Source organism: Butyricicoccus porcorum, assembly GCF_002157465.1.
Classification (GTDB): Bacteria; Bacillota; Clostridia; order Oscillospirales; family Butyricicoccaceae; genus Butyricicoccus_A; species Butyricicoccus_A porcorum.
Genome location: NZ_NHOC01000002.1, coordinates 28,381 through 51,059 on the forward strand (window position 1 = coordinate 28,381; position 22,679 = coordinate 51,059).

Here is a 22,679-nt window from a genome sequence, read left to right on the forward strand (position 1 = left end):
CCCTGAAACACATGTTTGCTGGATATTCCGACAACATAGCTCCGTCCCTGGGCTGCGCTGTACAGCGTTTCTGCCAGGGGGATTTTTGCAGCCATTTTTCAGCGGAAAACGGTCAATGATGCAAAACAACAGCAGGACGTCGCCTTTTGTGCGCGATGTCCTGCGTTTTTGTTGCAGATGGTTTTGAATGGTTGTTCAAAAAACGGTCTGTGTACAAGAAAGAAGGAGCCTGTATGAAGAAAGTATGTATTGTCATGGGATCGGACAGCGATCTCAAGGTTATGGAGGGCTGCATCAACAAGCTGGAATCGTTCGGTGTTCCGTTTGATGTGCGCGTTATCTCTGCGCACCGCACCCCGGCGGCAGCGGAGAAGCTGGCAAAAAATGCGGCAGCGGATGGCTATGGCGTCATCATTGCGGCAGCAGGCAAGGCAGCACATCTGGGCGGCGTGCTTGCGGCATACACGACGCTGCCGGTCATCGGTGTGCCGATCAAGTCGTCGTTCATGGACGGACTGGACAGCCTGCTCTCCATGGTACAGATGCCGTCTGGCATCCCAGTCGCGACGGTAGCAGTCAACGGCGCGGACAACGCTGCCATTTTGGCGGTACAGATGCTGGCACTCGGCGATCCGTCGCTGACCGAAAAGCTTGCACAGTTCAAGGCGGACATGCAGGCGAAGGTGGAAGCAAAGGACGCGAAGGTTTCCGCCGAATACAGCAAGTAAGGCACGCGCCGGTACGGTAGGAAGTGTTGTTCATGGAGAAGAAACAGCTGCTGTATGAGGGCAGGGCCAAGCAGGTCTATGCGACCAACGACCCGGAGCTGCTCATCGCCGCGTATAAGGACAGCCGGGGAACGGCTGCCGTTCCGGGGCGGGGCGCGGTCAACAACCGCGTATCCGTCTGTCTGATGCAGATGCTGGAACGGGAGGGTGTTCCGACCCACTTCGTCGAACAGCTCTCCGACAGGGAAACCGTCATTCGGCGGGCGCACATGGTTCCGCTCAAGATCGTCGTCCGCAACGTGGCCGCAGGTTCGCTGTGTCCGCGCATCGGCCTGCCGGAGGGCACGCGGCTGCACGCTGCGATTCTGGAGTACTATTACCGCAGCGCGTCGCTGGGCGACCCGATGATAAACCGGTACCATGCGTTTGAGCTGGAGCTGTGCACCCCGGAGGAGCTGGCGGTGATCGACAGATATGCATTCCGTATCAATGATATCCTGAAGCCGTTTCTGCGCGGGCTCGGTGTTGATCTGATCGACTTCAAGCTGGAGTTCGGACGGCTGTCCGACGGAACGATTGTTCTGGCGGACGAAATCACACCGGACACCTGCCGACTGTGGGATGCGGAAACCGGCGAAAAGCTGGACAGGGATCGCTTCCGACGTGACCCCGGCGGTGCAAAGGATGTCAGTGAGGCAATCCTGCACAGGATGACCGGAGGAAATTTTATGTAATCTCGGGCGGGCAGACCCTCGCCTAAATCCACGGCAAATCTCAATTTTCGGACAAAGGGCTTATATGAAATATAAAATGAGAAAAGCAGACTGCACGCCGTTCGGCATGCAGGACAAGCTGCATGAAGAATGCGGCGTATTCGGTATCTATGTAAACGAGAAGGACGTCGACAAGATCAGTCCGGCGCATGACACGCATACCGCGCTGTTCGCACTCCAGCACAGAGGACAGGAGGCGTGTGGCATCGCGGTCAACAAAAACGGTGTCATCAAGTGCCATAAAGACCTCGGCCTGGTCAACGATGTGTTCAACCAGGAGATTCTGGACGGCATGCCGGGCACGATGGCAATCGGCCATGTCCGCTATTCCACGACCGGACTTCAGTCGCGTGAAAACGCGCAGCCGGTCTGCATCACGCACTGCAAGGGCAATCTTGCAATTGCACACAACGGCAACCTTGTCAACGCAGGCGAGCTGCGCAAGGCAATCGAGCTGGACGGCGGCATTTTCCGTTCCTCTTCGGATACAGAGGTTCTGGCGTACACCATCGTGCGCGAGCGCCTCAAATGCGGCAGCATTGAGGACGCGGTGCTCAACGCAATGTACCGCGTGCAGGGCGCATATTCGCTGCTCGTCATGTCGCCGCGCAAGCTGATCGCGGCGCGCGACCCGCATGGCTTCCGCCCGCTGGTACTCGGCAAGCTGTATGATTCGTATATCTTTGCCTCGGAGACCTGTGCGCTGGATGCACTGGGCGCGGAGTTCATCCGCGACGTCGAGCCGGGCGAGGTCATCATCATTGAGGATGGCCAGATGCGCACTATGAAGTGCGATATCCACTGCAACCACACCACTTGTGTGTTTGAGTATATTTACTTTGCCCGTCCGGATTCCGTCATCGACGGCGCTTCGGTCGCGTATGCGCGGCAGGAGGCGGGACGCTATCTGTATGAGGAAGACCCGATTGAGGCGGATGTCGTCATCGGCGTGCCGGACAGCGGTCTGACCGCTGCCATCGGTTATTCCAAGGCGTCGGGCATCCCGTATGACGTCGGTCTGATTAAGAACCGTTACATTGCCCGCACGTTCATTCAGCCGGGACAGGACAACCGCGAGCGTTCGGTACGCATCAAGCTGAATGCCCTGCGCAACAACCTCGAAGGCAAGCGCGTCGTCATGGTCGATGACTCGATTGTTCGCGGCACGACCTGTGCCCGTCTGGTCAAAATTCTGCGCGACGCAGGTGCAAAGGAAGTGCACATGCGCGTTTCCGCGCCGCCGTTCCTGCATCCGTGCTTCTTCGGCACCGATGTACCGGATCGCAAGTATCTGATTGCCTACGGCCGCACGGTCGAGGAGATCCGCGATCTGATCGGCGTTGATTCACTCGGTTATCTGTCGCTGGAAGCGACAAATAAAATAGCAGTTGGCGCAAGATGCGGCTTCTGCAACGGATGCTTCAGCGGAGAATATCCGATTGAGGTTCCGGACACCATCGAAAAGAATATATTTGAAAGTGGGATTGGAGAAAATGCTTAACAGCCGTTCTGAAAGTTACAAGGCAGCCGGTGTCGACGTTACCGCCGGCTATGAAGCTGTCAAAAAAATGAAGCCGTTTGTCGAGAGCACCTACATTCCGGGCGTCCTCGGTTCCATCGGCGGCTTCGGCGGCATGTTTGAGCCGCCGGTACAGGGCATGAAGCGCCCGATTCTGGTTTCCGGCACCGACGGCGTCGGAACCAAGCTCAAGCTGGCCTTCCTGATGGACAAGCATGACACCGTGGGCATCGACTGCGTTGCGATGTGTGTCAACGATATCGCATGCTGCGGCGCACAGCCGCTGTTCTTCCTCGACTACATCGCAGTCGGCAAGAACTATCCGGAGCGCATCGCAGAGCTGGTCAGCGGCATCGCAGAGGGCTGCCGTCAGGCAGGCTGCGCACTGGTCGGCGGAGAGACCGCGGAAATGCCGGGCTTCTATCCGGTGGACGAGTACGATATGGCGGGCTTCTCTGTCGGCATCATCGACCACGACAAGATGATTGACGGCTCGAAGCTGGCAGCCGGCGACGTCCTCATCGGTGTAGCGTCCTCCGGCGTACATTCCAACGGTTATTCGCTCGTACGCAAGACGCTGGGAATCAATGAAAAGTCCGTCCGCCGCTATATTGCCGAGTTCGGCAAGACGCTGGGCGAAGAGCTGCTGACCCCGACCAAGATCTATGTCAAAACCATCCAGTCGCTCATCAAGGCAGTCGATGTCAAGGCGATGAGCCATATCACGGGCGGCGGCTTCTATGAAAACATTCCGCGCATGCTGCCGGACAACATCTCCGTCTTTATTGAGAAGGGCGCGCTGCCGACCCCGCCGATCTTCGACCTGATCGCCAAGACCGGCAACATCCCGGAGCGCGACATGTACAATACGTTCAACATGGGTGCAGGCCTCGTCGTTGCCGTTCCGGCTGACCAGGCGGAAAAGGCACTTCAGGCAATCGCTGAGGCGGGCGAGACCGGCTACATCATCGGCGAGTGCAGAAACGGCGAGAAGGAAGTTCAGTTATGGTAAATATCGCAGTCCTGGTTTCCGGCGGCGGTACGAATTTACAGGCAATTCTGGATGCGCAGGCGCGCGGCGAGATCAAAAACGGCCGCGTGCGCGCAGTCATTTCGTCCAACGAAAGCGCGTATGCACTGGAGCGCGCCAGAAATGCGGGCGTTCCGGGTTATGTCATGAAAAAGCGGGATTATGCGTCCGGCGCAGAGTACTGTGCCGCGCTGGCGCGGTTCCTGCACGAAAAGGATGTGGAGCTGGTCGTGCTGGCGGGCTTCATGACCGTGCTGGACGAGGGCTTCTGCCGTGAGTTTGAAAACCGCATCATCAATGTGCATCCGTCGCTCATCCCGTCGTTCTGCGGCGATGGCTATTACGGTCTGCATGTGCATGAGGCGGCACTGCGCAAGGGCGTGAAGGTCACGGGTGCAACCGTGCACTTCGTCAACGCCATTACCGACGGCGGCCCGATTATCGCACAGAAGGCAGTTGAGGTACTGCCGGGCGACACGCCGGAGGTGCTCCAGAAGCGCGTTATGGCACAGGCGGAGCATGTGCTCCTGCCGCATGTGGTCTCCCTGTTCTGTGAGGGAAGACTGTCGGTATCGGACGACGGTATCGTCACGATTTCGGAATAAATCCGCAATTTCGAGTAAAGGAAGACATATTTCATGGAAATTTTTGATCTTGCAGCGCAGCTTCGCGCGAACAGCTATCCTGGCCGCGGCATCGTGCTCGGCCGCAGCGCGGACAACAAGTCTGCGGTGATTGCATATTTTATCATGGGCCGCAGCGAAAACAGCCGCAACCGCATCTTTACGGAGACCGAGGACGGCATCCGCACGGAGGCATTTGATCCGTCCAAGATGGTCGATCCGTCGCTGATTATCTATCATCCGGTTCGTGCGTTCAACGGTGCGACCATCGTCACCAACGGCGACCAGACCGACACCGTCCGCGACGGCCTTGCAGCTGGCAAGAGCTACATCGAGGCACTGCGTACCCGCCAGTTTGAGCCGGATGGCCCGAACTATACCCCGCGCATCTCCGGCATCGTGGAGCCGGACGGCGCCTATGAGCTGTCCATCCTCAAGAGCTTCGACGGCGATCCGGCCTGCAACAAGCGTTTCTTCTTTGAGTATGACGCACCGCGCGCCGGTCTGGGTCATTTCATCCACACCTATATGGGTGACGGCTCGCCGCTGCCGTCTTTCGAGGGCGAACCGGAGACCGTCCGCATCGAGGGCGATCTGGAGTCGTTTACCGATCTGGTATGGGAGAACCTCAACGAGGACAACAAGGTTTCGCTGTACGTCAGCTTCATCGACCTGGAGACCGGCAAGGCATCCAGCGTAATCCGCAACAAGCATTGCTGAAAACGGGAGGAAATGGAATTATGACAGAACTCGAATTGAAATACGGCTGTAACCCGAATCAGAAGCCGTCCCGCATTTATATGAAGGAAGGCGAGCTGCCGATCACTGTGCTCAACGGCAAGCCGGGCTACATCAACTTTATGGATGCCTTCAACAGCTGGCAGCTGGTGCGTGAGCTGAAGGCCGCAACCGGCATGCCGTCCGCCGCTTCGTTCAAGCACGTCAGTCCGGCAGGTGCTGCCATCGGCACGCCGCTGTCCGACGTCGAGAAGCAGATTTATTTTGTCGATACTGACGAGGAGCTTTCCCCGATTGCCTGTGCGTACATCCGCGCCCGCGGCGCAGACCGCCTGTGCTCCTACGGTGACTGGGTTGCTCTGTCCGACGAGTGTGACGCGCAGACCGCAGCATATCTGAAGGGCGAGGTTTCTGACGGCATCATTGCACCGTCTTATTCGGATGAGGCGCTGGAGATTCTTAAAAGCAAGCGCGGCGGCCGTTACACGGTCATCCAGATTGACCCGGCATATGAGCCGGCAGCAATCGAGCGCCGTGAAATCTTCGGCATTACGTTCGAGCAGGGACATAACAATCTCAAGATCGATGCGGACATGCTGACCAACATCGTAACCGAGAACAAGGAGCTGCCGGAACAGGCAAAGCTCGATATGATTGTATCGCTGATTACGCTGAAGTACACCCAGTCCAACTCCGTCTGCTACGTCAAGAACGGCCAGACCATCGGTGTTGGTGCGGGCCAGCAGAGCCGCATCCATTGTACCCGTCTGGCAGGAAACAAGGCGGACAACTGGTTCCTGCGTCATCATCCGAAGGTACTCGGCTTGCAGTTTGTCGACGGCATCCGCCGTCCGGACCGCGACAACGCGATTGACATCTATATTTCCGACGAGTATGAGGACGTTCTGGCAGAGGGCGTATGGCAGACCAAGTTCAAGGTCAAGCCGGAGCCGCTGACCGCAGAGGAGAAGAAGGCATGGGTTGCAACCCAGTCCGGCGTCACCGTCGGTTCGGATGCATTCTTCCCGTTTGGCGACAATGTCGAGCGCGCAAAGAAGTCCGGTGTCGCATACATCGCACAGCCGGGCGGCTCGATCCGCGATGACAATGTCATTGAGACCTGCAATAAGTATGGCATCGTGATGTCGTTCACCGGCATCCGCCTGTTCCATCACTGATTGAAACAAAACCGTGACAACAAAGTCAGGTGCGCCGGGGTCGGCGTGCCTGACTTTTGGCGGTATATAGAGGAGGATTTCCATATGAAGGTTCTGGTTATCGGCGGCGGCGGACGCGAGCATGCAGTCTGCATGACGCTGGCAAAAAGCCCGAAGGTAGATAAAATCTGGTGCGCACCGGGCAACGGCGGCATTGCCGACATTGCGGAGTGTGTCAACATCAAGGCGACCGACATCGACGGTGTCGTTGCATTCTCGAAGGAGAACAAGCCGGATCTGGTTGTCGTTACGCCGGATGATCCGCTCGCACTGGGCATGGTCGACGCGCTGGAGGCGGAGGGCATCCGTGCCTTTGGCCCGCGCAAAAATGCGGCGATCATCGAGGGCTCCAAGTCGTTTGCAAAGGATTTGATGCACAAATATAACATCCCGACGGCGGGCTATGCAGTATTTGAAAACAGCGACGAGGCGATTGCATATATTAAGGAGAACGGCGCGCCGATCGTCATCAAGGCGGACGGCCTTGCGCTCGGCAAGGGCGTCACGGTTGCCATGACTGAGGACGAGGCAATTGCAGCCGTACATGACGCGATTGACGGCGGCCGCTTCGGCGGCGCGGGTGCGCGTGTTGTCATCGAGGAATTCCTCACCGGCCCGGAGGTCTCCGTGCTGGCATTTGTCGACGGCGAGCACCTGTCCACCATGCCGTCGGCACAGGATCACAAGCGCGCTTACGACAACGACGAAGGCCCGAACACCGGTGGTATGGGCGCATTTTCTCCGTCCCGCTTCTATACGGATGACATTGCGCAGACCTGCATGGATACCATCTTCAAGCCGACGGTTGCTGCAATGAAGGCGGAAGGCCGTCCGTTCAGCGGCGTGCTGTATTTCGGTCTGATGCTGACTCCGAAAGGGCCGAAGGTCATCGAGTACAATGCGCGCTTCGGCGACCCGGAGACGCAGGCAGTTCTGTGCCGTCTGGAAAGTGACCTGTTTGACATTATGAATGCGGTCATCGACGGCAAGCTGGATGAAATGGATATCAAGTGGGCAGACAATGCGGCGTGCTGTGTTGTCATGGCGTCCGGCGGCTATCCGCTTGCCTATGAAAAGGGCAAGGAAATTACCGGCATGGACAACGTCACCGAGTCGATTGTGTTCCATGCGGGCACGGCGCGTACCGATGACGGCAAAATCGTCACCAGCGGCGGCCGCGTGCTCGGCGTGACGGCGACAGCGGCGACGCTCGATGAGGCCATCAGAAAGGCATATGCCGATGTGGAAAAGATCCACTTTGAAAAGGCACATATCCGCCACGATATCGGCATTAAAAAGGGCTGAGAGACCCAAAATTAACTTAGAGTGAAGGTGAAAGCAATGGAAGAAACCAAGCAGCGCGTGCTTGCCTGCATGGCAGACGTCATCAAGCAGAACGGATTCCGCACGGAATTTTTTGACGGCAAGGACGGCAATCCGGCGATGACGCGGGTAGAACTGGTCAAGCAGGGCAAGGTACAGCAGGATGTCATCATCGACATGTGGTTCCCGCCCGCAAAGATGGCGCGCGAGGAAACCGCACTGTTCCAGATGCATGCGACCCTCCTTCAGATTGATCCGAAGGGCATGGAGCGCAACCTGCCGGAGCTGAAGCGTGCGATTTTCTACAGTAATAATTTCTGCACCATCGGCCAGTTCGGCCTGTACGAAGAGGACGGCGTGATTTATATGCGCCATAACATCGTGCTCAACATGCAGGATGACCTCGAGCGCATGGTGACCGATATCTGTGATTATTTCTCACTGATGCTGTCCGGCATCCAGCGCTTTGTCGATGCGCTGGCACAGATCGCGATGGGTGCGGCAAATATAGAAGTCGCAAAGGAAATGGATCTTCTGCCAAACATCTGATTGCGTTGCATACAAAAGCAAAACCGCTCCGGAGCTTCCGGGGCGGTTTTTTCGTGTCAGTTCAGTTCTACATAGCCGACAATCATCCCGCTGATGCCGTCGGCTTCGTCCTCCAGCTCGAGGACTTCGGCAAATTCGCGCCCGTCGCGCGTGTGGTAGTTGGGCTGGCCATCGTCGAAAATCACGCAGCCGTTTTCCAGCCGCAGCCCGCAGGTATCTCCGTCGAAAATACCGCTCAGAACCGGCTCGCCGTTCAGCGGGCGCAGGCCGGTGTGTTCGTCTGCAATCATCATGCGCGGCATAGGGAGGCCTCCTTTTCACAGGGATAAAGAAAAACCGCTCAGAGGATTCTGAGCGGTCAGATTCTGGTTGCCGAAGAAGGATTCGAACCCTCACAAACAGAGTCAGAGTCTGTCGTGCTACCCTTACACAATTCGGCAATATGGTTGCCGAAGAAGGATTCGAACCCTCACAAACAGAGTCAGAGTCTGTCGTGCTACCCTTACACAATTCGGCAATATTGGTTGCTGTGCTCTCGTGAACCAGCGAATATTATTATACGCACAATCCGACTGCTTGTCAAGAAAAAGTTTAAAAATATTTCTGAAAAAAATGCACAAAAACAGGCGAAATTTTGACGATATCGGAGATAGAAAAAGCATAGTATACGGGGTATAATAAGATACGTATAAAAATCAACGAAATTATTTTAATATTCGCATTTGTTTTGCGTTTGGAGGATCTTCATGGTCAGAAATGATTTGAGAAACATTGCAATTATCGCACACGTCGACCACGGCAAGACGACGCTGGTTGACCAGATGCTCAAGCAGGGCGGCGCATTCCGCAAGAACCAGGTTGTGGAAGAGCGCGTCATGGACAGCAACGATCTCGAAAGAGAGCGCGGCATTACCATTCTTGCAAAGAATACATCGGTACACTACAAGGATACCAAGATCAATATTGTTGACACCCCGGGACATGCGGACTTCTCCGGCGAGGTCGAGCGTATCCTGAAGATGGTAGACGGCGTTATTCTGCTGGTCGATGCCTTTGAGGGACCGATGCCGCAGACCCGCTTCGTGTTGGAAAAGGCACTGGAATTCGGCCACAAAATTATCATCGTTATCAATAAGATTGACCGTCCGGATGCGCGTCTGTCCGATGTCGGCGACGAAGTCCTCGAGCTGCTGCTGACACTGGATGCCAATGATGAGCAGCTGGACAGCCCGATTCTGTACTGCTCCGGCCGTGACGGCACGGCAAGCCTGTCTCCGAATATCCCGGGTGAAGACCTGACCCCGCTGTTTGAGACCATTCTGAACCACATCCCGGCGCCGCATGTCGACACCGAGGGCGACCTTCAGATGCTGGTTTCTTCCATCGATTACAACGATTATGTCGGTAGAATTGCCATCGGCCGTGTCGAGCGCGGCACGATGCATGTCGGTCAGGACGTGACGGTCTGCAATTACAACAAGCATACCGATCCGTACAAGGCGAAGATTGCGTCGATGTACACCATCGACAGCCTCGGACATACACCGGTTGAGGACATTTCCGCAGGTGATATCGTCTGTGTTTCCGGCATCGAAAATGTTACCATCGGCGATACGCTGTGCGCACCGGAAAATCCGAAGCCGCTGCCGTTCGTCAAGATTTCCGAGCCGACGGTTGAGATGTATTTTTCCGTCAACGACTCCCCGTTTGCGGGCCGTGAGGGCAAATATGTCACCTCCCGCCAGCTGCGCGAGCGCCTGCACCGTGAACTGCTCAAGGATGTCTCGCTCCGCGTACATGAGACCGAAAACACGGATACCTTCCGCGTTGCGGGCCGCGGCGAGATGCATTTGTCCATCCTGATCGAAACCCTGCGCCGTGAGGGCTATGAATTCCAGGTTGGTGCACCGCGTGCGCTGTATAAGATTATTGATGGCAAGCGCTATGAGCCGATTGAGCGCATGGTTGCGGACGTACCGGCAGATGCACTCGGCTCTGTTATGGAGAAGATGGGTGCGCGCAAGGGCGAACTCCAGCATATGGCACCGCAGGGCGACCGCATGCGTGTCGAGTTCCTGGTTCCGGCGCGCGGCCTGTTCGGCTATAAGAACGAATTTTTGACCGATACCAAGGGCGAGGGCATTCTGAGCTCGGTATTTTATGATTACCAGCCGTACAAGGGCGAGATTTCCAAGCGTTCCACCGGTTCGCTGATCGCATTTGAGACCGGTACGGCAGTCGCTTACGGTCTGTTCAATGCGCAGGAGCGCGGCCAGCTGTTTATTGGCGCAGGCACGGAAGTATATGAAGGCATGATTGTCGGCGTATCCCCGAAGAATGAGGATATGGCGGTCAATGTCTGCAAGAAGAAGCAGCTCACCAACATGCGTGCATCCGGTTCGGACGATGCCCTGCGCCTCGTTCCGCCGCGCATCATGTCGATTGAGGAAGCAATGGAGTTCATCGGTGAGGATGAGCTGATTGAAATCACGCCGAAGAGCGTTCGCATGCGCAAGGCAATTCTGTCCAATACCGAGCGTATGAAGAAGGCAAAGGGCGGCAAGTAACGAGAGGAGATGCGCGAAATGAAAAAGGTAATTTCTACCCCGAAGGCACCGGCAGCAATTGGCCCGTATTCGCAGGCGATTGAGACCGAGGGCTATCTGTTCACCTCCGGCCAGATTCCGATCAATCCGGCAACCGGCGAGGTCGAGGGAACAACCATCGAGGAACAGGCAGAACAGGTCATGCAGAACATCGGCGCGATTCTGGAAGAAGCTGGTCTGACGTTTGCAAATGTCGTGAAGACCACCTGTTTTCTGGCTGATCTTGCGGATTTCGCCGCATTCAACGCAGTTTATGCGAAGTATTTCCCGGAAGCGGCTCCGGCACGCTCCTGCTTCGCAGTGGCAGGCCTGCCGAAGGGCGCAAAGCTCGAGGTAGAGACCATCTGCATCAAGTAATCCGAACAAAAGCCGGCTGTATGTGCAGCCGGCTTTTTCTGTCAGGTGGAAGCTTTTTCTGTCAGGTGGAAGATGATGGAGAATATTCTGTAAAACTGGCATTTCACTCAAGAATCGGGTATTTTAGATGCGAAAAAAGATAAAAATAAAATTTTTAAAAAAATTCAAAAAAACTCTTGACGAAAACGGGAAGATTGGATATAATATTACCTGTCGCTGAGAGAAAACGACAAAAACCGAAGATGGAGAGTTGGCTGAGTGGTCGAAGGCGCACGACTGGAAATCGTGTGTGCGTGATGAGCGTACCCAGGGTTCAAATCCCTGACTCTCCGCCATTGAAACCCCGAAAAGCTTGCTTTTCGGGGTTTTTGTTTTGCCGAAAACCAGCGTCGCGTCCGGGAAGAAGAATTCTGCCCGTGCAAGGGAGGTTTTTGCCGGAAACCGTTTGCAATCTGTACGGCAATCATGTATGATATAGAATGAAAAACAATACAGGGTTTTACTTTGCAGCCTGATTCAAACAAATCGCACATGGAGGAAATAGTTTATGGATACACCGAAGTATAAACGTGTTTTGATTAAGATCAGCGGCGAGGCACTGGCGGGCGATAAGAAATTCGGCCTGAATTTCGACGTCATCGGGCCGGTATGCGATGTCATTCAGAGATGCGTTGAAATCGGTACACAGGTCGGCATTGTTGTCGGCGGCGGCAACTTCTGGCGCGGCGTCAAGGACGGCGGCGGAAAGATGGAGCGCTCCCGCGCGGACCACATGGGCATGTTGGCCACCACCATCAACTCTTTGGCACTGGCGGATGCGCTGGAGCAGCGCGGCGTCGATGTGCGCGTACAGACCGCCATTGAGATGCGCCAGATTGCAGAGCCATATATCCGCAGCAAGGCAACCCGTCATCTGGAAAAGGGCCGCGTTGTCATCTTCGGCTGCGGCACCGGCAACCCGTATTTCTCTACCGACACGGCAGCAGCGCTGCGTGCGGCAGAAATCAATGCAGACATCATTCTGCTGGCGAAGAACATCGACGGCGTATATGATTCCGACCCGGCGGTCAATCCGGATGCGAAGAAGTATGACCAGTTGTCCTATATGGATGTGCTCAAGGAGCGTCTCGGCGTCATGGACACCACGGCGACCAGCCTGTCGATGGACAACAGCATTCCGGTTCTCGTGTTCGCACTGAAGGACCCGGAGAACATCTACCGCGCCGTTCTGGGCGAGGATATCGGTACACTGGTAAAGGTATAAATTGATTCCAAACAGAGAGAGGAGTTTGACGATATGAAACCCGAGATGAAACCGTTTGAAAGCAAGATGCAGAAGACGCTGGACGTTCTGGATTCCAATCTGGCAGGCATCCGCGCAGGCAGAGCCAATGCAGGCGTGCTCAACAAGATCAATGTGGACTATTATGGTGCCGCAAGCCCGATTTCCCAGGTCGCTGCGATTTCTTCCCCTGACCCGCGCACGCTGACCATTCAGCCGTGGGACGCATCCCTGCTCAAGGAGATTACCAAGGCCATTCAGACCTCTGATATCGGCATCAACCCGCAGAACGATGGCAAGGTCATTCGCCTGACCTTCCCGCCGCTGACGGAGGAGCGCCGTAAGGAGCTCATCAAGCAGGTTTCCAAGGAAGGCGAGGCTTCCAAGGTTGCCATCCGGAATATCCGCCGCGATGCAATGGATAAGTGGAAGGCTGCAAAGAAGAAGTCCGAGATGACGGAGGATGAGCTGAAGGACGCCGAGAAGGAGATGCAGAAGCTGACGGATAAATATATCAAGCAGATCGATGCTACGACGGTGAAGAAGTCGGAAGAGCTGAAGTCTGTCTGACACGCATTTGCTACACGTTCGGGACATGTGGGCGGCTGGAGAGCAGCCGCCCATATCGCGTATTCAGCGGATTCATGCCTGAAAAGGAAAGGTCGGTGTTATAGTAGCGTGGCGTTGTTCAATATACTGAAAAAAGACGCAGAGCAGCCGCAGGAACGTCCGGTTCCGCAGCATATCGCTGTGATTATGGACGGCAATGGGCGATGGGCGAAAAAGCGCGGCCTGCCGCGCACAGCGGGACACAAGGTCGGTGCGGAAACCTTCCGCACGATTGCCACATACTGCAAGGATATTGGCGTCAAATACTTTACCGTGTATGCGTTTTCCACGGAAAACTGGAAGCGCCCGGCGGAGGAAGTAGAAACCCTGATGAACCTGTTCCGCCGGTATCTCAGGGAAGCGATTGATACAATGGCGGAAAACAATGTCGCCGTGCAGGTGCTGGGCGATCTGTCCGTGCTGCCGGAGGATATCCGCGCCCTCATCGACGAATGCAACGAGGCGGCGGCAAAGCTGGAACATCCGGCAATTGCCAGCCTGTGCATCAATTACGGCGGGCGAGATGAAATCAAAAATGCCGTGCGCGCGATTGCAAGGCGCGTACAGGCAGGCGAGCTTGCACCGGAGGACATCACGGAGGACACGGTTTCCGAAAGCCTGTACACGGCGCATATGCCCGACCCGGATCTGATTATCCGTCCGAGCGGTGAGATTCGCATTTCTAATTTCCTGCTGTGGCAGGCTGCGTATGCGGAGTTTTATTTCACCGATGTTCTGTGGCCGGACTTCAAGCCGGAGCATCTGGAACAGGCAATTGAAAGCTATAATGGAAGACAGAGAAGGTTCGGAGGCGTTTAAAAGATATGAAGACTCGAGTCACATTTGGCGTGGTCGGTGCGATCGTTGTCGTAGTCGTGCTGTTTTTCTGCCCGCCGATTGTCGCACAGCTGTGCATGATGGCGCTGTCGGTCATCGCGGCGCAGGAATTTACGGCGGCGGTCGCAGGAAAGGACGGCAGGCATTTGCAGGTCGCTGCGATGCTGCTGGCGCTCGGCACCTCGATGGCGAGCGCGCGCAACAGCTACAATGAATACTGGCTGCGCGCGATGCTGCTGGCGGGCGTGGTGGTACTGTTTGCCATTCTGCTGCGCTGCCACAAAAAAATCGGGTTTACCGAAATTGCGGGTGCATACTTCGGCGGTATTATCATTCCGTATATGCTGATGAGCCTGATCCGCATGTTCACCATGACCGAGGCAAACGGCAAGGTCTATATCCTCATCCCGCTGCTGGCGGCGTGGGGCTCGGATACGTTTGCACTGTTTGCAGGCATGGCGTTCGGCAAGCACAAGCTCGCACCGGTTATCTCGCCAAAGAAGACCATCGAGGGCTCGGTCGGCGGTGTGGCCGGCGCTGTGGTGCTGATGGTGCTCTACGGCCTGGCAGTCAATGCATTGGCGGATGCGGGTATGTCCATCGCACTGTGTGTTGCCATCGGTCTGTTCGGCGCGGTGCTCGGTCAGGTGGGCGACCTGTCGTTTTCCATTGTCAAGCGCAAGGTCGGCATCAAGGACTATGGCAAAATCTTCCCGGGACACGGCGGCGTGCTCGACCGCTTTGACAGCGTGATCTTTGTTGCACCGGCAGTGGAACTGCTGTTGCATTTGTTTACGACTTTGGGGATATAATCATGAAGAACATTGTTATTCTCGGCTCTACCGGTTCCATCGGCACGCAGACAGTCGATATTCTCGATTCGATCGATGCGCGCGTGTGTGCGATTTCGGTGAACACCAACATTGTGCGTGCGGAGGAGCAGGCGCGTCTGCTGCATCCGTCGCTGGTTGCGGTATACGATGCGGCAAGCGCCGCAGAACTGGCAAAAAAGCTGGCGGATACCGATATCCGCGTCGTGTCCGGCATGGACGGACTGATTGAAGCGGCGACGCTGCCGGAGGCAGACGTTGTTGTGACTGCCGTTGTCGGCATGGTCGGACTGCTGCCGACGATTGCCGCGATTGACGCGGGCAAGGACATCGCGCTCGCCAACAAGGAAACGCTCGTGTGCGCGGGACAGATTGTCATGCAGCGTGCGCGGGACAAGGATGTCGCCATTCTGCCGGTTGATTCCGAACACTCGGCAATTTTCCAGTGCCTCCAGGGCGCGGCGGGCAACCGCCTCAGCCGCATTTTGCTGACGGCTTCCGGCGGCCCGTTCTTCGGCATGAGCGCACAGCAGCTGCGCCATGTCACCAAGGAGCAGGCGTTGCGTCATCCGAACTGGAGCATGGGCGCAAAAATTACCATTGATTCCGCGAGCATGATGAACAAGGGTCTCGAACTGATCGAGGCAATGTGGCTGTACGATGTGGAGCCGGATGACATTGATATTGTCGTGCACCGCGAGAGTATCGTGCATTCGGCAGTGGAATTTGAAGATGGTTCGGTTATCGCGCAGCTGGGCAACCCGGATATGCGCCTGCCGATCCAGTACGCACTGACGTATCCGCAGCGTGTACCGTGCAAGGTGCCGCCGCTCGACCTGCCGCGCCGCCACAATCTGACGTTTTTTGCGCCGGATGAAGAGGCATTTCCGGCACTCGGACTGGCTCGCCGTGCGGCAGCTGCCCGCGGCAATCTCGGTGCGGTCATGAACGGTGCGAATGAAGCGGCTGTCGATCTGTTTCTGCATGACCGCATTCCGTTTTACCGCATTCCCGAGCTGGTGCGTGGGGCGATGGATGCGGTGGATTATCTGCCGGAGATCACGGTGGATGATGTGCTTGAGAGCGACCGCGCGGCGCGCGAGGTCGTCTATTCCCTCGCAGAGTAAGAGGTGTTTTTTTGACCATAGCAACTGTAATTCTGGCCATTCTTGCGTTTGGCTTCCTCATCATTGTGCATGAATTTGGCCATTTCATGGCGGCGAAGGCGGCAGGTGTGCGCGTCCTGGAATTCTGGGTGGGCATGGGTCCTGCGATCCTGCACCATAAATTCGGTGAGACTGATTTTAAGCTGTGTCTGCTGCCGTTTGGCGGCGCCTGTGTGATGGATGGCGAGGATTCGGAGGACGAAGCGCCGGGCACGCTGTCCGGTGCGCCCATCGGCTGGCGTGCGCTCATTCTCGCCGCCGGTGCGCTGATGAATTTCCTCATCGGCTTTCTCATCGTCCTGCTGCTCGTTCTGCCACAGAAAGAGGCTGCGATTCCGGTGATTGAGTCGTTTGCAGACGGCTTCCCGTCGCAGGGGGAGAGCATGCTGATGGAAGGCGACCGTATTGTACGCATCGATGGCTTCCGCATCCTGCTCTCCTCGGACATTTCGACCGGGCTGAGCCGCGGCGATGATACAACGTATGAAATTGTCGTCGAGCGTGACGGCAAAAAGCTGACGCTGACCGATGTGCCGTTGGAGCCGGCGGAATATGACGGCACCCTGCGGTACGGTCTGAATTTTGAGGTGACGGAGCTGGGGATTGCAGGCAGGCTGCAACAGGCGGCGTATAAATCGATTGATTTTGCGCGGCTGGTGTGGATCAGTCTGGGCAATCTGGTGACCGGCAAGGTCGGCATGGATCAGATGTCTGGCCCGGTCGGCGTCACGGATGTGCTCGCACAGACCGCACAGAGCAGCATGCAGAGCTTCTTCCTGCTGGTCGCATTTATTTCGATTAACCTTGGCGTGATGAACCTGCTGCCGATTCCGGCGCTGGACGGCGGGCGGCTGCTGTTTGTTCTCATCGAACTGGTTGCGCGGCGTCCGGTTCCGCGCAAATATGAAGGCTATATTCATCTGGGTGGATTTGCCGTCCTCATGCTGTTTATGCTGTATGTCACCTGTCAGGATATCCTGCGTATGGTCGGCTGAGCGGTGTGAAAACGGGCAAAAACAAGGAGACAGCATATGAATACCAAACAGATTATGGTGGGAAGTGTTCCGGTCGGCGGCGGCGCGCCGATTGCCGTGCAGTCGATGACCAACACGGATACGCGCGACACGGCGGCCACGCTGGCACAGATTGAACGTCTGGCGGCGGCGGGCTGCCACATTGTCCGCTGCACCGTGCCGGACATGGAAGCCGCAGAGGCCATGCAGACCATCTGCGCGCAGTCGCCGATTCCGGTGGTTGCGGACATTCATTTTGATTACCGGCTGGCGCTGGCGTCTGCCGAAGCGGGTGTGGGTGCAATCCGTATCAATCCGGGCAACATCGGCGCGGAGGAACGCGTGAAGGCGGTTGCAGAGGCGTGCAGAGAGCGGCATATCCCGATCCGCATCGGCGTCAATTCCGGCTCGATTGAAAAGGAAATCCTGAAAAAATACGGTTCGCCGACGCCGGAGGCAATGGTGGAAAGTGCGCTGTATCATGTCTCGCTGCTCAATAAATATGATTTCGATGACATCTGTATTTCGCTCAAGTCGTCCAGTGTGCCGACGACCATGCGCGCGTATCAGCTGATGCATGAGAAGACCCATTATCCGCTGCATCTCGGCGTGACGGAGGCGGGCACGGAATACATGGGTACGATCAAGTCGGCGGCGGGTATCGGCGGACTGCTTGCGCTGGGTATCGGCGACACCATCCGCGTTTCGCTGACGGCAGACCCGGTGCATGAAATCACCGCGGCGTATGCGATCCTCAAGGCAGTCGGCCTGAATGACACGGGTGTGAACATTGTTTCCTGCCCGACCTGTGGCCGGACAAAAATCAATCTGATTGAGATTGCCAATGAGGTCGAACAGCGCGTGGCAGGTTTGGATGCCAAGCTGAAGGTCGCTGTCATGGGCTGTGCGGTCAATGGGCCGGGCGAGGCGCGTGAAGCCGATATCGGCATCGCGGGCGGCGACGGTGAAGGTCTGATTTTCCGCAGGGGCGAAATCCTGCGCAAAGTGCCGCAGGAGCAGCTTGTCGATGAACTGATGAAGGAAATTCATGCGATGATAAAGGAGAGCAGATAACCCTTGACAACATTGGGAGACCTGTTTGAACGATATGACGACCAGGATCATGGAGCATACCTTTCCGGCGGAGAGGTATGCTCCGTTGCGGTCAGTCATGACAAAAAAGCAGTGATTTGCAAGGTGCATTTTGACGAAATTGTGCCGCGAAAGGCACTGTTTGATATGGAAAAGGGCATCCGCTCGGCCTATGGCTTTTCGCGTGTGCGCATCGCGCCGCGCTATGACCTCGGCAGCTTGACGGAGCCGTATCTCCAGAGCCTGCGCGATTATCTTGTGCTGCGCAGGCCGTCTGCACAGGGCTATCTGGCGGATAGCCGCTGGCAGGTGACGGACGACGGGCTTTCGGTTTCTATGCTGTCCACCGGCGCGGAATACCTTTCCACCGACCTGCGTCAGCTGCCGGAGATCATTCGCACGGAAACCGGACTGGAGTGCCCGGTGAATATGGTGCACGCGGATGAGGAAGCCGAGCGGAAATTCGACGAAAAAACCGCGGAAAAGCGCGCGGAGCGCCTGCAAAAGGCGGCTGAGGCGGAAGTGTCCGCTCCTGCGCCGGATAAGCCCAAAAAGGAGGAGCCGCGCCCGGCGAAGAAGGAAAAGAGCTATCGCCCGCGCAAGTCGTTTGCGGTTAAAAAGAACGAAAATGTCCTGTTCGGCAAGCTGTTTGACCAGCCGATTGTGTCCATTCGCGAGGCAATGGGTGCGGTGGACAGCGCGACCATCCGCGGCGAGGTGTTCTTTGTCGAGCACCGCGAGATCAAGAGTAAAAATACCGGAAGGGAATGGATCAAGGTCGGCTTTGATATCACCGACTGGACGAGTTCCATGCGCGTCAGCAAGTTTATGGCGAAGGAAAAGGCCGGGGAACTGATGGACGTCATCAAAACCGGCATGTATCTGACCGTGCAGGGCAAAATCAGCTATGATACCTATGAAAAGGAGACCATCCTTGAACCGACCGGCATTGTACTCAGCAAGAAGCCGGAACGCCAGGATACGGCGGAGAAAAAGCGCGTCGAGCTGCATCTGCACACGAATATGTCCACCATGGACGGCATTTCCCCGATGAAAAATCTGATGAAGCGTGCCAAATCGTGGGGACATACGGCGATTGCCGTGACGGACCACGGCGTTGCACAGGCATTCCCGGACGCAATGCACGCCATCGAGCGCAACGGCATCGACCTCAAGGTGCTGTACGGCGTCGAGGCATATTATGTCAACGATTCCGGCGGCGTTTCGGTTGTCAAAGGCAAGTATGACGCGCCGCTGGATGAGACCTTTGTCTGCTTCGATACGGAGACTACGGGTCTCAAGCCGGAATTTGAGGAGATTACGGAAATCGCGGCGGTTAAAGTGCGCGGCGGCGAGGTGCTGGAGGAATTTCAGACCTATGTCAATCCACACAAGCCGATTCCGGCGAATATCACCGAGCTGACCGGCATTTCAGATGAAACCGTTGCCAATGCGCCCGACCTGTCGGACGCACTGCCTGCTTTTTTGGAGTTCGCGGGCGATCTGCCGCTTGTCGCGCACAACGCGGGCTTTGATATGGCGTTTGTCAACAAGGGCTGTGAGCGGCTGGGCATCCAGCGGGACTTTACCTCGATTGACACCGTGGAAATGTCCAAAATCCTGTTTCCGGACATGGCGCGCCACCGCCTGGACAGCATGGCAAAGGCACTCAAGGTCGGCCCGTTCGACCATCACCGCGCCAGCGAGGATGCGGCGGTGCTGGGGCGTATCTTTATCAAGCTGATTGAAAAAATGCGCACCGAGCTGCATGCGGAGAAAATCTCTGACATCAATCCGTTGCTGGCGGGCCTGAAGGCGAAGACGGGCAGTCTGAAAAACCTGCGCCGCTATCATTTTATTATTCTGGCAAAAAATCAGGTGGGTCTGAAAAATCTCTACAAGCTGATTTCCTATTCTCATCTGAAGTACTATAATAAGAAGCCGATTATGCCGCGCAGCGAGCTAATCCGTCACCGAGAAGGCCTGATTTTCGGCTCGGCATGTGAGGCGGGCGAGCTGTTTTCCGCGCTCATCGGCGGCGCATCGCATGAGGAGCTGCTGCGCATCGCGGACTTTTACGATTATCTGGAAATTCAGCCGATTGGAAACAACAAATTCCTCATTGCAAACGGCACGGCACGCGATGAAGAGGATCTGCGCAATTACAACCGCGAGATTCTGGCGATTGCGGACGAGCTGGGCAAGCCGTGTGTCGCTACGGGTGATGTGCATTTCCTCGAACCGGAGGACGAAGCGTTCCGCCGCATTCTGATGGCAGGCATGGGCTTTAAGGACGCAGACAATCAAGCGCCGCTGTATCTCAAGACGACGGATGAAATGCTGGAAGAATTCTCTTATCTCGGAGAAGACCGTGCGATGGAGGTCGTCGTCACTAACACGAATTTGGTTGCGGACTGGTGCGACACATTGCGCCCTGTCCCGCGTGAGAACTATCCGCCGAAGATGGAGAATTCGGCGGAGGAACTGGAAACCATGTGCTACGAGAAGGCGAAGCGCATGTACGGTGACCCGCTGCCGGAGAAGGTACAGGCGCGCCTGGAGCGCGAGCTCGGCTCGATCATCGGAAACGGCTACGACGTCATGTATATGATTGCGCAGAAGCTGGTTGCCAAATCGCTGGAGGACGGCTATCTGGTCGGCTCACGTGGTTCGGTTGGCTCATCGCTTGTCGCGTTCATGTCGGACATCACGGAGGTAAATTCCCTTGCGCCGCATTACCTGTGCCCCGATTGCCATTATATTGAATGGCATGAAAATGAAGGCTATGGTTGCGGTGTCGATTTGCCGGAGAAAAAATGCCCGAACTGCGGTGCGGAGCTGCGGCGTGAGGGCTTTTCCATCCCGTTTGAGACCTTCCTCGGTTTCAACGGCGACAAAGTGCCGGATATCGACCTGAATTTTTCGGGCGAATATCAGCCGAAAATTCACTGGTATACCGGTGAGCTGTTCGGGCATGACCATGTATTCCGTGCGGGTACGATTGGTACAGTCGCAGAAAAAACCGCTTACGGCTATGTCAAAAAGTATATGGATGAGCGCGGCATTCAGGCAGGACGTGCAGAGGAAAACCGCCTGACTGCCGGCTGCACAGGCATCAAGCGCACAACCGGACAGCATCCGGGCGGCATCGTCGTTGTCCCGAAGGAGGTCGACATTTATGACTTCTGTCCGGTACAGCATCCGGCGGACGATCCCAATTCCGACATCATCACCACCCATTTCGAGTACCATTCCATCGACGAAAATCTGCTCAAGCTGGACGAGCTTGGTCACGATGATCCGACGATCATCAAGCATCTGGAGGAATTGACCGGTGTCAATGCGCGTGAAATCCCGCTCAATGACCCGGACGTCATGAGCCTGTTCACTTCCAACAAGGCGCTGCATTATGTTTCCGACGAGCCCGACCCGATTCTGGGTGATCTGGGCTGCATCGCCGTGCCGGAGTTTGGCACAAAATTCGTTCGCGGCATGGTGCGCGACACCAAACCGACGTCGTTTGACGAGCTGTTGTGTATTTCCGGCCTGTCGCACGGCACGGATGTTTGGCTGGGCAATGCGCAGACACTGGTCGAGCAGGGCGTTCCGCTGAAAGAATGTATCTGCTGTCGAGACGATATCATGAACTACCTGCTGGGTAAGGGTGTCGAACCGAAGCTCAGCTTCCAGACGATGGAATCCGTGCGAAAGGGCAAGGGCCTCAAACCCGAAATGGAGGAAGCCATGCGCGCACAGGATGTGCCGGAGTGGTATATCGATTCGTGCAAAAAGATCAAGTATATGTTCCCGAAGGCACATGCGGTCGCCTATGTCATGATGGCGTTCCGCATTGCGTGGTTCAAGGTACACAAGCCGCTCGCATTTTATTCGGCCTATTTTTCCATCCGTGCGAAGGGCTTCGATGCGTCGTGTATGATCTGCGGCGACACAGTCTGTGTGGACAAAATCCACGAATTGCAGCAGAAGACGCGCGAAAAAACAATTTCCGCTGCGGAGAACGACATGATGACGACACTGGAGGTCGTGCATGAGTTTTACCGGCGCGGCTTTGTGTTTGAGCCGATGGATATTTACAAATCGGATGCAACCACATTTCTGGTCACGGAAAACGGGCTGATTCCGCCGTTTACCTCCATGCCGGGTATCGGTGAGCAGGCGGCGCTCTCCATCGTGGAGGAGCGCAAAAATGGTCCGTTCCTCTCGCAGGAGGAGGTTGTTATCCGCTGTCCGAAGGTATCGAAGGGTGTTGTCGAGCTGCTCGGGCAAATCGGCGCGCTGGCGGACATGCCGGAGAGCACGCAGGTCTCGCTGTTTTGAATTTTGTCTGTTTTGCACAATGTTACACGCGTAGAATGCGCGGGATTTG

At 56.2% G+C, this 22,679-nt stretch carries 19 protein-coding genes, 3 tRNA genes and 1 pseudogene; 20 read left to right on the forward strand and 3 right to left on the reverse strand.

What is annotated here, in order from left to right:
* The first annotated feature begins 233 nt into the window (after positions 1 to 233).
* The 9 genes from purE (at position 234) to CBW42_RS01575 (ending at position 8,500) form a co-directional block, all read left to right on the forward strand.
* Positions 234 to 728: a 5-(carboxyamino)imidazole ribonucleotide mutase gene (gene purE / locus CBW42_RS01535; RefSeq protein ID WP_087017063.1), complete on the forward strand. Its 495-nt coding sequence runs from the start codon at positions 234 to 236 to the stop codon at positions 726 to 728.
* 32 nt (positions 729 to 760) lie between these two features.
* Positions 761 to 1,462: a phosphoribosylaminoimidazolesuccinocarboxamide synthase gene (locus CBW42_RS01540; RefSeq protein WP_087017065.1), complete on the forward strand. Its 702-nt coding sequence runs from the start codon at positions 761 to 763 to the stop codon at positions 1,460 to 1,462.
* Between the two features lie 76 nt (positions 1,463 to 1,538).
* Entirely contained in the window at positions 1,539 to 3,002 is a 1,464-nt protein-coding gene (purF, locus tag CBW42_RS01545) for an amidophosphoribosyltransferase (RefSeq protein WP_242969760.1), read from the forward strand.
* Positions 2,995 to 4,032, forward strand: a complete 1,038-nt coding sequence (gene purM, locus CBW42_RS01550; RefSeq protein WP_087017069.1) for a phosphoribosylformylglycinamidine cyclo-ligase — start codon at positions 2,995 to 2,997, stop codon at positions 4,030 to 4,032. The genes purF and purM overlap by 8 nt, the downstream gene beginning before the upstream one ends.
* Positions 4,026 to 4,655: a phosphoribosylglycinamide formyltransferase gene (purN, locus tag CBW42_RS01555; RefSeq protein ID WP_087017071.1), complete on the forward strand. Its 630-nt coding sequence runs from the start codon at positions 4,026 to 4,028 to the stop codon at positions 4,653 to 4,655. Before purM ends, purN begins: the two co-directional genes overlap by 7 nt.
* A 33-nt stretch (positions 4,656 to 4,688) precedes the next feature.
* Positions 4,689 to 5,393, forward strand: coding sequence for an IMP cyclohydrolase (locus CBW42_RS01560; protein ID WP_087017073.1), 705 nt, complete (start codon positions 4,689 to 4,691; stop codon positions 5,391 to 5,393).
* A 20-nt stretch (positions 5,394 to 5,413) separates the two neighbouring features.
* Positions 5,414 to 6,589, forward strand: coding sequence for a phosphoribosylaminoimidazolecarboxamide formyltransferase (locus CBW42_RS01565; RefSeq protein ID WP_087017075.1), 1,176 nt, complete (start codon positions 5,414 to 5,416; stop codon positions 6,587 to 6,589).
* Between the two features lie 84 nt (positions 6,590 to 6,673).
* Positions 6,674 to 7,933, forward strand: a complete 1,260-nt coding sequence (gene purD, locus CBW42_RS01570; protein WP_087017077.1) for a phosphoribosylamine--glycine ligase — start codon at positions 6,674 to 6,676, stop codon at positions 7,931 to 7,933.
* 36 nt (positions 7,934 to 7,969) lie between these two features.
* A complete protein-coding gene (locus CBW42_RS01575) occupies positions 7,970 to 8,500 on the forward strand; it encodes a hypothetical protein (protein ID WP_087017080.1) in 531 nt (176 codons plus the stop codon).
* A 56-nt stretch (positions 8,501 to 8,556) separates the two neighbouring features.
* Here the strand turns inward: CBW42_RS01575 and CBW42_RS01580 are convergent, their stop codons facing one another.
* From CBW42_RS01580 to CBW42_RS01590, 3 genes are all read right to left on the reverse strand, one after another.
* On the reverse strand, positions 8,557 to 8,802 hold the full coding sequence (locus tag CBW42_RS01580) for a hypothetical protein (RefSeq protein WP_087017082.1): 246 nt from the start codon (positions 8,800 to 8,802) through the stop codon (positions 8,557 to 8,559).
* A 64-nt stretch (positions 8,803 to 8,866) separates the two neighbouring features.
* Positions 8,867 to 8,940: transfer RNA gene (locus CBW42_RS01585), tRNA-Gln, on the reverse strand.
* Between the two features lie 3 nt (positions 8,941 to 8,943).
* Positions 8,944 to 9,017: transfer RNA gene (locus CBW42_RS01590), tRNA-Gln, on the reverse strand.
* A 229-nt stretch (positions 9,018 to 9,246) separates the two neighbouring features.
* On the opposite strand from CBW42_RS01590, the gene typA reads away from it, so the two are divergent.
* The 11 genes and pseudogenes from typA (at position 9,247) to CBW42_RS01645 (ending at position 22,630) form a co-directional block, all read left to right on the forward strand.
* Entirely contained in the window at positions 9,247 to 11,067 is a 1,821-nt protein-coding gene (typA, locus tag CBW42_RS01595; protein ID WP_087017084.1) for a translational GTPase TypA, read from the forward strand.
* A gap of 18 nt (positions 11,068 to 11,085) precedes the next feature.
* A complete protein-coding gene (locus tag CBW42_RS01600) occupies positions 11,086 to 11,463 on the forward strand; it encodes a RidA family protein (RefSeq protein WP_087017086.1) in 378 nt (125 codons plus the stop codon).
* Between the two features lie 244 nt (positions 11,464 to 11,707).
* Positions 11,708 to 11,798: transfer RNA gene (locus tag CBW42_RS01605), tRNA-Ser, on the forward strand.
* Between the two features lie 212 nt (positions 11,799 to 12,010).
* Entirely contained in the window at positions 12,011 to 12,727 is a 717-nt protein-coding gene (gene pyrH, locus CBW42_RS01610; RefSeq protein WP_087017088.1) for a UMP kinase, read from the forward strand.
* Positions 12,728 to 12,760: 33 nt separating this feature from the next.
* On the forward strand, positions 12,761 to 13,315 hold the full coding sequence (gene frr, locus CBW42_RS01615; protein ID WP_087017090.1) for a ribosome recycling factor: 555 nt from the start codon (positions 12,761 to 12,763) through the stop codon (positions 13,313 to 13,315).
* Positions 13,316 to 13,423: 108 nt separating this feature from the next.
* Positions 13,424 to 14,173 (forward strand): isoprenyl transferase, encoded by a 750-nt coding sequence (locus tag CBW42_RS01620; protein ID WP_087017092.1) that lies wholly within the window; start codon positions 13,424 to 13,426, stop codon positions 14,171 to 14,173.
* 5 nt (positions 14,174 to 14,178) lie between these two features.
* A complete protein-coding gene (locus CBW42_RS01625) occupies positions 14,179 to 15,003 on the forward strand; it encodes a phosphatidate cytidylyltransferase (RefSeq protein WP_087017093.1) in 825 nt (274 codons plus the stop codon).
* A 2-nt stretch (positions 15,004 to 15,005) separates the two neighbouring features.
* Positions 15,006 to 16,148, forward strand: a complete 1,143-nt coding sequence (locus tag CBW42_RS01630) for a 1-deoxy-D-xylulose-5-phosphate reductoisomerase (protein WP_087017095.1) — start codon at positions 15,006 to 15,008, stop codon at positions 16,146 to 16,148.
* Between the two features lie 11 nt (positions 16,149 to 16,159).
* Positions 16,160 to 17,182 (forward strand): M50 family metallopeptidase, encoded by a 1,023-nt coding sequence (locus CBW42_RS01635; protein WP_087017097.1) that lies wholly within the window; start codon positions 16,160 to 16,162, stop codon positions 17,180 to 17,182.
* A gap of 30 nt (positions 17,183 to 17,212) precedes the next feature.
* A pseudogene (gene ispG, locus CBW42_RS01640) lies at positions 17,213 to 18,274 on the forward strand (flavodoxin-dependent (E)-4-hydroxy-3-methylbut-2-enyl-diphosphate synthase); the annotation flags it as partial.
* A 3-nt stretch (positions 18,275 to 18,277) separates the two neighbouring features.
* Positions 18,278 to 22,630: a PolC-type DNA polymerase III gene (locus CBW42_RS01645; RefSeq protein ID WP_087017102.1), complete on the forward strand. Its 4,353-nt coding sequence runs from the start codon at positions 18,278 to 18,280 to the stop codon at positions 22,628 to 22,630.
* Positions 22,631 to 22,679 lie beyond the last annotated feature (49 nt).

What these genes read in the sequence shown, in the direction of transcription:
- purE (WP_087017063.1), top strand. Translation starts at nt 234, where the DNA reads ATGAAGAAAGTATGTATTGTCATGGGATCGGACAGCGATCTCAAGGTT.
- CBW42_RS01540 (WP_087017065.1), top strand. Translation starts at nt 761, where the DNA reads ATGGAGAAGAAACAGCTGCTGTATGAGGGCAGGGCCAAGCAGGTCTAT.
- purF (WP_242969760.1), top strand. Translation starts at nt 1,539, where the DNA reads ATGAGAAAAGCAGACTGCACGCCGTTCGGCATGCAGGACAAGCTGCAT.
- purM (WP_087017069.1), top strand. Translation starts at nt 2,995, where the DNA reads ATGCTTAACAGCCGTTCTGAAAGTTACAAGGCAGCCGGTGTCGACGTT.
- purN (WP_087017071.1), top strand. Translation starts at nt 4,026, where the DNA reads ATGGTAAATATCGCAGTCCTGGTTTCCGGCGGCGGTACGAATTTACAG.
- CBW42_RS01560 (WP_087017073.1), top strand. Translation starts at nt 4,689, where the DNA reads ATGGAAATTTTTGATCTTGCAGCGCAGCTTCGCGCGAACAGCTATCCT.
- CBW42_RS01565 (WP_087017075.1), top strand. Translation starts at nt 5,414, where the DNA reads ATGACAGAACTCGAATTGAAATACGGCTGTAACCCGAATCAGAAGCCG.
- purD (WP_087017077.1), top strand. Translation starts at nt 6,674, where the DNA reads ATGAAGGTTCTGGTTATCGGCGGCGGCGGACGCGAGCATGCAGTCTGC.
- CBW42_RS01575 (WP_087017080.1), top strand. Translation starts at nt 7,970, where the DNA reads ATGGAAGAAACCAAGCAGCGCGTGCTTGCCTGCATGGCAGACGTCATC.
- CBW42_RS01580 (WP_087017082.1), bottom strand. Translation starts at nt 8,802, where the DNA reads ATGCCGCGCATGATGATTGCAGACGAACACACCGGCCTGCGCCCGCTG.
- typA (WP_087017084.1), top strand. Translation starts at nt 9,247, where the DNA reads ATGGTCAGAAATGATTTGAGAAACATTGCAATTATCGCACACGTCGAC.
- CBW42_RS01600 (WP_087017086.1), top strand. Translation starts at nt 11,086, where the DNA reads ATGAAAAAGGTAATTTCTACCCCGAAGGCACCGGCAGCAATTGGCCCG.
- pyrH (WP_087017088.1), top strand. Translation starts at nt 12,011, where the DNA reads ATGGATACACCGAAGTATAAACGTGTTTTGATTAAGATCAGCGGCGAG.
- frr (WP_087017090.1), top strand. Translation starts at nt 12,761, where the DNA reads ATGAAACCCGAGATGAAACCGTTTGAAAGCAAGATGCAGAAGACGCTG.
- CBW42_RS01625 (WP_087017093.1), top strand. Translation starts at nt 14,179, where the DNA reads ATGAAGACTCGAGTCACATTTGGCGTGGTCGGTGCGATCGTTGTCGTA.
- CBW42_RS01630 (WP_087017095.1), top strand. Translation starts at nt 15,006, where the DNA reads ATGAAGAACATTGTTATTCTCGGCTCTACCGGTTCCATCGGCACGCAG.